This is a genomic window from Pseudomonas sp. SIMBA_067 (genome assembly GCF_046534675.1).
Taxonomy (GTDB): domain Bacteria; phylum Pseudomonadota; class Gammaproteobacteria; order Pseudomonadales; family Pseudomonadaceae; genus Aquipseudomonas; species Aquipseudomonas putida.
The window spans coordinates 1-258 of the sequence record NZ_JAWRYH010000777.1 but is presented as its reverse complement, the minus strand read 5'-3'; the positions used below and the strand labels follow the sequence as shown (position 1 = coordinate 258).

Genomic DNA, 258 nt, shown 5'->3' with positions numbered 1-258 from the left:
GCCGAACAGCACACTCACGGATGCAAACGTCGCCAGGCTGACCAGCACGGTCTTGCGCAACCACGCCTCGACACATTTTGCCGTAAGCCAAATGCCCGCCAGCGCGGCGATGCCAAACACCAGCAACACGCTATCCACACGCTCGGCCAACCCGGCCGGTGCCACGAACGGTGCAATGTAGGTGTAGAGAATATTGTGCGCGAGCATCCAACTGATCACTACCGCCAGCACCGGCCGCACACCCGGCGTGGTCAAGAC

1 pseudogene is annotated in these 258 nt (G+C 61.6%); it reads right to left on the bottom strand.

Annotated elements, in window-relative coordinates:
• Nucleotides 1–258 (bottom strand): annotated as a pseudogene (locus tag SB765_RS31295) (MFS transporter); the annotation flags it as partial.